The organism is Paraburkholderia atlantica (assembly GCF_009362785.1).
Classification (GTDB): Bacteria; Pseudomonadota; Gammaproteobacteria; order Burkholderiales; family Burkholderiaceae; genus Paraburkholderia; species Paraburkholderia atlantica.
In genome coordinates this window covers 1-7,472 of record NZ_WHNQ01000101.1, presented here as the reverse complement: position 1 = coordinate 7,472, position 7,472 = coordinate 1, and the positions used below count along the sequence as shown (strand labels likewise).

Here is a 7,472-nt window from a genome sequence, read left to right as displayed (position 1 = left end):
CCAATCGCGAGTTCCAGGAAATAACCGATCTCCATTGGTGCGCCGAGCAGCCTCGCCAGCGGCTCGCCGCCAGGGTCCTCGAGTGCCAGCACGGTCTGGCTGCCTTCGCGCACCAGTCTCAGCGGGCGCACGGCCCAGGCACCGTCAAGCTCGTCCTTCAGCGCGAACTCGTGGGCAAGACGATCGAGACTGGCGGGCATCGGCTGTTCAGCGGCAAGCCGCGCCAGCAGCACTTTCTGGCCGGCCACCACCGGGAACTGTTCTCGCGAGAAAACGCGCTCGCCGTCGTCCCATAGAACATTTTTTTTCATATCGTTTGGCGCCGCAACCAGACAGGTCAATCCTGCGGATACAGGAATTTCGGAAGAATACGCTTTCTTCATGGAGGCGTCGTTGGTAATGCGGATCATTGTCAATGAAGGTGCAGGTTGCTTCATCGCGACGCGAACCTTCTCACGAGGCAAGTCGTAGTCTCGTTAGCATTGAGCTGGCTCCGATCATTCAGACCGAGTTGCCGGTTTTAGCAAGTGATCTTGATCGAAGGTTGCGAGCATGGCTGCTCCGGAAAATCGATGGACGAAAGAACCCGCGTGTGTCAACGACACGCGTCCATCGAGATCTTTTCAAACACAACGGTCAGGAAACGACGGGAGGGGCGCGTGGACGCCCGGCTGGAAAAGCGCCTGTTGGAGTGAATCGAACGCAAAGGACAAGTGCGGCGGAGAACATCAGGAACATGTGCACCGGCGCTTGCGCAGGCTCGAGAGCCGGCATCGTCGCATGAGTGGCGAGCAGGTTGCAGTAGCCGCATGCCGCCATCGTCGGCTTTGACGCGTGATGACCGCAGTCGCCGGCATCGCCGCCCGAAATGCCCATGTGCATGTGCATCTTGAGCATGTGCATGCTGCCCACGTTCATTTCCATGCGCGTGACGGCGGTGCTCTGGTGCGAATGGGCCCGTTCCACGAGTTGACTGACGATCGGCGCAAATACGATGAGCCACATGGCAAGCAAGCCAGGCCATGCGGTCAAGTGTGTGCGGGATCGATCAGTCACGATAGGCGCTACGAACAGGCGAGTCGAATCGAACGGTCGGTGAATGCATTGGGTGTGAGCTAGTTGAGTGTCGGCTAGTTTTCCCCGTCTGGCACTTGACGAACTCAAACTCCTGTTCACCGGCACGACGCGCACCGATCACGCGGTATTGGTGGCCATTGATTGCAAGAGGGTTGCCGAACGCGAGCCAGTCGACAGTCCGTCTGCTGATGTCGCGAAGCGTCGTCGCAACAGACGGCCCGAGGTCTTGCATTGGCGCGGCGTCCTGAACTGAAAACCGCGTAACGAGACTGGACGCGCGATCTTCACGGCGTGTCGGGATATTCACGCGTGAATTCGGGGGGGCGAGACCATGGTTTGCCATCGATCAATACTGGAGTGACCGAGCCGACACGAGTGTCGACGGTGACGTTCTGCCCGTTGAGCACTTTGATCCGTAACATGATCTGCGGAAAGGAAAGTCGAAGCACGCATTCGCAAAAATAGGCTCGCGGTCGTTCGCCTGACGAATCCTAAGCGCTCTGTTGGCGGGTCGGAAGTGCTCAGGAAAGGTCATCGTGTTGCCTGTATTGCAACAATGAAAGTGCCTGTCACCGCGCCAATAGATAACGCGGTCACCCGCTTTAGCAGCAGCGCATTCGGGGACTAGCCTGGAGCGCGTGCGTCCAGACTTAACCGCGCGTGTTCAGACGAGATGCCGGCGGCGACGTGGATCTGCTCAACGTGAACATTTCACGCCGGGAGTGCCGGCGCGCACGACACGCCGGCTCACGCGAAAAGGTTACGCAGGCCGATTGGTGCTGGCCGAGCAACATCGTGAGCCGGGTGCCGGATCTACCGGCCGGTGTTGTGGGGTCATAAGATGCCTTCGTGCGGGCCCGATGCTGCCGAACGCATCCCCCACGCCCCAAATCTTTTCATTCCAACCCGGAGGCATCATGTCGCAGCGTATCAACTACATCCAGCAATCGCCGGAACTATTCAAGAAGTTTCTGGAATTCAGCAATCTGTTGAAAGAGAGCGCGATCGAAGAATCGGTTCGAGATCTCGTATCGATTCGCGCTTCGCAACTCAATGGTTGTGCGTTTTGTCTCGACATGCACGTAAAGGAAGCGAAGATTCACGGCGAGCGCGAATTGCGTATTCATCATCTGCCGGCCTGGCGCGAATCGACGCTGTTCGCTCCGCGTGAACGCGCCGCGCTCGCTTGGACCGAAGTGCTCACGAAGCTTCCCGAGCAAGGCGTGCCTGACGATATCTACGAGCGCGTGCGCACGCAGTTCAGCGAAAAGGAACTGTCGGACCTGACGTACGACATCATGGCGATCAACGCGTGGAATCGCGTGAACGTTGCGTTCAGGACCGTGCCGGGTTCGGCCGACAAAGCGTACGGCCTCGACAAGGCGAATCTGACCTGAGCGCATCCACTACACGATTCTTTGGCGCCGGTCCGCACGCACGGGCCGGCTCATACTGGAGCACACGAATATGCTTCGCCTGAAGAAAGCCCCACTCGTGACGTTGCTTGCCGTGGGCGCGTCGCTGGGCATCGCTCACGCTGACACGCCCGCTGAGGCCATTGTCACTCCACTGATGACGCAACCGCTTGGCGATTATCCGGGCAAAGAAGCCTTGATGATTTCTGTCGAATATCCACCGGGCGCCGCCGACCCCGTGCATCGCCATCACGCGCACGGCTTCATTTATGTGCTGGAAGGATCAATCATCATGCAGGTCAAGGGTGGCAAGGAAGTGACGCTGACGCCCGGCCAAACCTTCTACGAAGGTCCGAACGACGTGCACACGGTGGGGCGCAACGCCAGCCAGACGCAGCCGGCCAGGTTCGTCGTGCTGCTGCTCAAGAATCAGGGCGCGCCGGTTCTGGTTCCGGAGAAACAGGGCCATTGACTGTTGCGACGGCGGCATCCGCCAAAACGTTCGCACGGGTGATACGCGTCCGCGCACGCGTATCACCCGTTCGTCAGTTGCGTCGTATAGCGGCCCCGGTTGCGGCCGGCGCAGGCCTGTTTTGTCTGGCCCACGCCGCAGATCGATGGAGTGCGGATCAACAGCGTTGACCGCATCAATTAAGCTGCCAAGTATGTCGGGACTCAGCAGCGTGCCACCACGTGATGGTCTTTGCATCCCTCTCGACCCCGGCATTCGGCCGTTAGGTCGTAGCGCCGCTGCCGAGCGACTTTCATACACGATATCCCAAGATGGTGCCCGAACTACTGTTGGGCGAGCCACAGTTCGCCCCGTCATGTCGATGACCTGACCATCGCTGCCTCGACTTGCAGACCACGTCCGGTCGTATCCGGGAGTGGGAGTTCAAAATTGAGGCGGGGGTTCGAGTGCAGCCGCATCATCCAATTGCCCGCGATCGAACCACGCACAGGCTCGAACGCCACGAAGTGCAGCGCCGCCATACAGCGTTCGCAATAGGTCTTCATGACCTAATCAGATTGTCATTTCTTGTACCTTCCGATTTCGCAGTCGAATTTATAAAGTTATCTTTTTCAAGGCGAATCGTGGCGGTGTCAAACGGTCATTTGGGTCACGCGATCCGCGATAAAGACTGTATGTCGTAGTTTCAGGTATGCGCGAGCTCGATTTCTGAAACAAGGGTTCCGATTCGGCGCGGAAAAAATGCGCCACCTTTCCGGGCGGATTTCGTCGACGCGTGGCTTGCCGGTGTCGCGCGTTACCCGGACCCGGTCCAGGATGAGTTCGAACGCCCCGTCGTTAGCGGTACTCGGGATTACGGCGGGCGCCGCCGCGTTCTCTGCCGCGTCGCCCACAGCGCGCGGGCGTAAATCCTGGATTATTAGTGTTTGGGCACGCGATCCTACTTAACCGGGGAACCGTAGGGTGGACACATTAGGTACTCTCAGCATATTTGTACATGCAGCAGAGACACGCAACTTCACGCGAACTGCTCAACGGCTCGGCCTCTCGGCGTCAGCGATAGCAAAATCGATCGCCCGTCTCGAAGACCGGATGGGCATCCGCCTGTTTCATCGCAGCACGAGAAACGTAATGCTTACCCACGAGGGCGAAATGCTCTTGGAAAGCTGTCGACGCATCATCGAAGAAGTGGAGATGATCGAGGAGCGCTTTACCAGGCGAGGAAAGGCTCCCAGCGGCAGGCTACGCGTGATTGCGCAGATTCCCAGTGCCTATATCGCCCCGGTACTCCGTAAGTTCATCGTTGCCTTTCCAGAAATAGAACTCGATATGGAGTGGGGAACTGGCGCTGCTGGTTTGATAGAAAGCGGATTCGATGTTGCAATCTGTCCCGGCCTCGACACAGACTCTCGACTAATGTCGAAGCACCTTGGGTACTCGAGGATTTGCATTGCGGGTGCGGCATCCTATTTTGAGCGCTGCGGAACACCCGTGACACCGCAAGACCTCGCGCATCACGTCTGCCTTCATCTGAAAGATGGCGGAAAGCTGATCCGATGGCCACTCGGGCTCGGCGAATCTGACGTCGGCGAGCCGCCTGTCTCGATGGCGGTTTCGATGCTTGGCGCACTGGTTAACCTGGTGGAGTGCGGGTCCGGTATCGCATGCCTGCCGGAATTCGCGATCGAGCGGCAATTGAAGGATGGCTCCATGCGGCGCGTGCTGGGAGACCATGTCTCTGGTAGTTACCAGTGCGTGGCAGTGTGGCCATCCAGTCGACACATGGCGACGAAAATACGTGCATTCGTGGACTTCGTGGCTAATAACCTGTTCAGCGAGGCGAAGGGCGACGAAGCCTGACGCTCGCCCTTGGCATGCTCGCGCGGTGTAGGCGACAAGCGAGATGCGAATAGCGGGGACCGGCGATCGGTTCCTTCAGGGAAACGTTTCGCATCGACACGGCTATCGAGCGGCGCAAGCTCGCGGAAACACCCAACTTTCCCCTCAAGGCGATTGCGAGGGAGCGGTTCTTTTCGCGAACCCGCTCCGTTATGTCCGGTAAGACCGCACTATCCGACCGGGGCTTCACATCTTGATCAACGACTTCAGATGTTCGATTCCCCCAGAAAAGTACGCATTACTTGTGCATTTGCAGCTTCGATCGCGTTGCGGCTTCATCCGATGCATCCAGCGCGTCGAGCGCCTTTCGAACACCCGCGCCATACATCGGATCTGCCTTGGTGCAGTGATCTATGTGCAACTCCCGGATCGGGCGTGAAACGCCGCGCATTGCGCGTGCGGTGTTCTCGAACAGGACTTGCTGTTGTGCTGGCGACATTAAACGGAACAGATCGCCAGGCTGGGAATAGTAGTCCTCGTCGACTCTATGGTTCCAGTGGGCGGCCGTCCCCTCAATGGACAGCGGAGGTTCGCTATAGTCGGGCTGATCGAGCCAGGCTCCGCGCGTATTCGGGTTATAGGAAGTCGTTCCGCCTTGATTGCCGTCGACACGAAGCAAGCCGTCTCGATGATAACTGTTGTAATGCCTGGTACCGCGCGGAGAATTCACCGGGATCTGATGATGGTTCACCGTTAGTCGATATCGCTGCGCATCTCCGTAAGAGAACAACCGCCCCTGCAACATCCTGTCCGGGGAGAAACCGATGCCCGGCACAACGTTTGCGGGATTGAACGCCGCCTGTTCGACATCCGCGAACCAGTTTTCCGCATTTCGGTTGAGTTCGAACTCGCCAACTTCAATTAACGGGTAATCCTTTTTCGACCAGACTTTCGTGAGATCGAACGGATTAACCTTGTAGGTCGCAGCCTCCTTTTCCGGCATGATCTGGAAGTACAGCTTCCAGCGCGGAAGTTCTCCTCGCTCGATGGCCTCGTAAAGATCACGATGATGCGTCTCGCGGTCGGCCCCGACCAGTGCGGTCGCCTCCTCGTCGGTCATGTTCTCGATGCCTTGCTGTGTCAACATATGAAATTTGACCCAGAACCGCTCGTTATTCGCATTGAGGAGGCTGAATGTATGACTCCCGAATCCATGCATATGCCGAAAGCTGCGCGGAATACCACGATCGCTCATCACAATCGTGACTTGATGCAGTGCTTCGGGGAGCTGGGTCCAAAAGTCCCAGTTGCTGTCGGCATTGCGAAGGCCGGTTCGCGGATCACGCTTGACAGCGTGGTTGAGGTCCGGGAATTTAAGCGGATCACGCAGGAAAAAGACAGGTGTGTTATTGCCAACGAGATCCCAGTTTCCTTCTTCCGTGTAGAACTTCAGGGCAAATCCGCGAATGTCACGTTCTGCATCAGCCGCGCCGCGTTCGCCCGCAACGGTCGAGAATCGCGCAAACATTTCAGTCTTCTTGCCAACGGACGAGAAGATTTTTGCGCGTGTGTATTTCGTGACGTCATGCGTCACGGTGAAAGTACCGAATGCCCCGGACCCCTTTGCGTGCATGCGACGCTCCGGAATCACTTCCCGGTCAAAATGCGCGAGTTTTTCAATGAGCCAGACATCCTGAAGCAGGGCAGGACCTCTTGGTCCCGCGGTCTGCGTGTTCTGGTTATCCGGCACCGGTGCGCCAAATGCCGTCGTGAGCTTGCCCATTGTGAAATCTCCAGTGATGGGTTATTTGTGGGGATAGGAGGAACTAAGCGTGCGAACAGGCCTGGATTCAGCGCAATTGCGTTGTCCGCCATTGCAGGCATCATGCGACGCAATACTGCATAAACCGAACGATTTAATTGAATCGCGGCTATTGCGTGCCCGTTCTCGAGCATGATAATTGGAACAGCGAGGGTCGCGCGCTGGAACTGCGTCGTAAGAATGCAACGAAGATAATCACAGCCCGATCTCTACCAGCGTCGGAAAGATGAAATAAAGGCGCAACGGCCGGCGGCACTGGCGCAAACGTTGGCGCGTCAGCTCTATTTGATGAAGCAGAACCCGCGAAGGCCGATCCGTTGAAATACGTCGAGGGTTCTATAACCGCATCACGACAAAACCGCGCGTTGCCGGGGTAGCGTGAACTGAACGGCCGCGCCGCGTGGAGAGCACTCACTCACCCACAGTCGGCCACGGTGCGCATCGATGATCGAACGGCAGATCGAAAGTCCCATGCCAAGGCCCGTGGACTTCGTGGTGTAGAAGGCGGTGAACGCGTGGTCCGCACCGTTAGGACCAAAGCCCGGTCCTGAGTCGCGCACGGTCACGAGCACGCAGCCGCCGTCGGCCTCGCCGGTACTGACGTGCACCTGTCGCAAACCATCGATGCCGCTCATTGCCTCCAGCGCATTGATGATCAGGTTGAGCATGACCTGCTGCAGTTCCACACGGTCGCCTTCGACGGACGGCAAACACTCTGCGAGCTGCATCGCCAGCAGGGCGCCGCATTTCCTTGCCTCTCCCTGGACGAGTTCGACGATCTCGCGGATCGCCTCGTTGATGTTCACCGGCTCTTTTTTCCGTGGCGCTTTCCTGATCAGTTGCCGGA

Annotated in this window: 7 protein-coding genes; 3 read left to right on the top strand and 4 right to left on the bottom strand. The window is 57.9% G+C overall.

All coding sequences use genetic code 11. The features are described 5' to 3' along the window. On the bottom strand, window positions 1-311 hold a 311-nt coding region (locus GCT19_RS40270), incomplete at its 3' end, for a hypothetical protein (RefSeq protein WP_152854974.1). A 325-nt stretch (window positions 312-636) separates the two neighbouring features. After that, window positions 637-1,005: a DUF2946 domain-containing protein gene (locus GCT19_RS40265; RefSeq protein WP_018437893.1), complete on the bottom strand. Its 369-nt coding sequence runs from the start codon at window positions 1,003-1,005 to the stop codon at window positions 637-639. A gap of 989 nt (window positions 1,006-1,994) precedes the next feature. On the opposite strand from GCT19_RS40265, the gene GCT19_RS40260 reads away from it, so the two are divergent. From GCT19_RS40260 to GCT19_RS40250, 3 genes are all read left to right on the top strand, one after another. Then, window positions 1,995-2,474: a carboxymuconolactone decarboxylase family protein gene (locus GCT19_RS40260; protein WP_018437894.1), complete on the top strand. Its 480-nt coding sequence runs from the start codon at window positions 1,995-1,997 to the stop codon at window positions 2,472-2,474. A 70-nt stretch (window positions 2,475-2,544) separates the two neighbouring features. Next, on the top strand, window positions 2,545-2,964 hold the full coding sequence (locus GCT19_RS40255; RefSeq protein ID WP_018437895.1) for a cupin domain-containing protein: 420 nt from the start codon (window positions 2,545-2,547) through the stop codon (window positions 2,962-2,964). A 963-nt stretch (window positions 2,965-3,927) separates the two neighbouring features. Next, entirely contained in the window at window positions 3,928-4,824 is an 897-nt protein-coding gene (locus GCT19_RS40250) for a LysR family transcriptional regulator (protein WP_026229155.1), read from the top strand. A 277-nt stretch (window positions 4,825-5,101) separates the two neighbouring features. Here the strand turns inward: GCT19_RS40250 and GCT19_RS40245 are convergent, their stop codons facing one another. Both GCT19_RS40245 and GCT19_RS40240 read right to left on the bottom strand, forming a co-directional pair. Next, on the bottom strand, window positions 5,102-6,586 hold the full coding sequence (locus GCT19_RS40245; protein ID WP_018437898.1) for a catalase: 1,485 nt from the start codon (window positions 6,584-6,586) through the stop codon (window positions 5,102-5,104). A 386-nt stretch (window positions 6,587-6,972) separates the two neighbouring features. After that, the coding region (locus GCT19_RS40240) for a sensor histidine kinase (RefSeq protein ID WP_152854973.1) at window positions 6,973-7,472 on the bottom strand (500 nt) is incomplete at its 5' end.

Bases quoted from the DNA above. Each gene is read 5' to 3' on its own strand.
- GCT19_RS40255 (WP_018437895.1), top strand. From the start codon at position 2,545: ATGCTTCGCCTGAAGAAAGCCCCACTCGTGACGTTGCTTGCCGTGGGC.
- GCT19_RS40260 (WP_018437894.1), top strand. From the start codon at position 1,995: ATGTCGCAGCGTATCAACTACATCCAGCAATCGCCGGAACTATTCAAG.
- GCT19_RS40245 (WP_018437898.1), bottom strand. From the start codon at position 6,586: ATGGGCAAGCTCACGACGGCATTTGGCGCACCGGTGCCGGATAACCAG.
- GCT19_RS40265 (WP_018437893.1), bottom strand. From the start codon at position 1,005: ATGTGGCTCATCGTATTTGCGCCGATCGTCAGTCAACTCGTGGAACGG.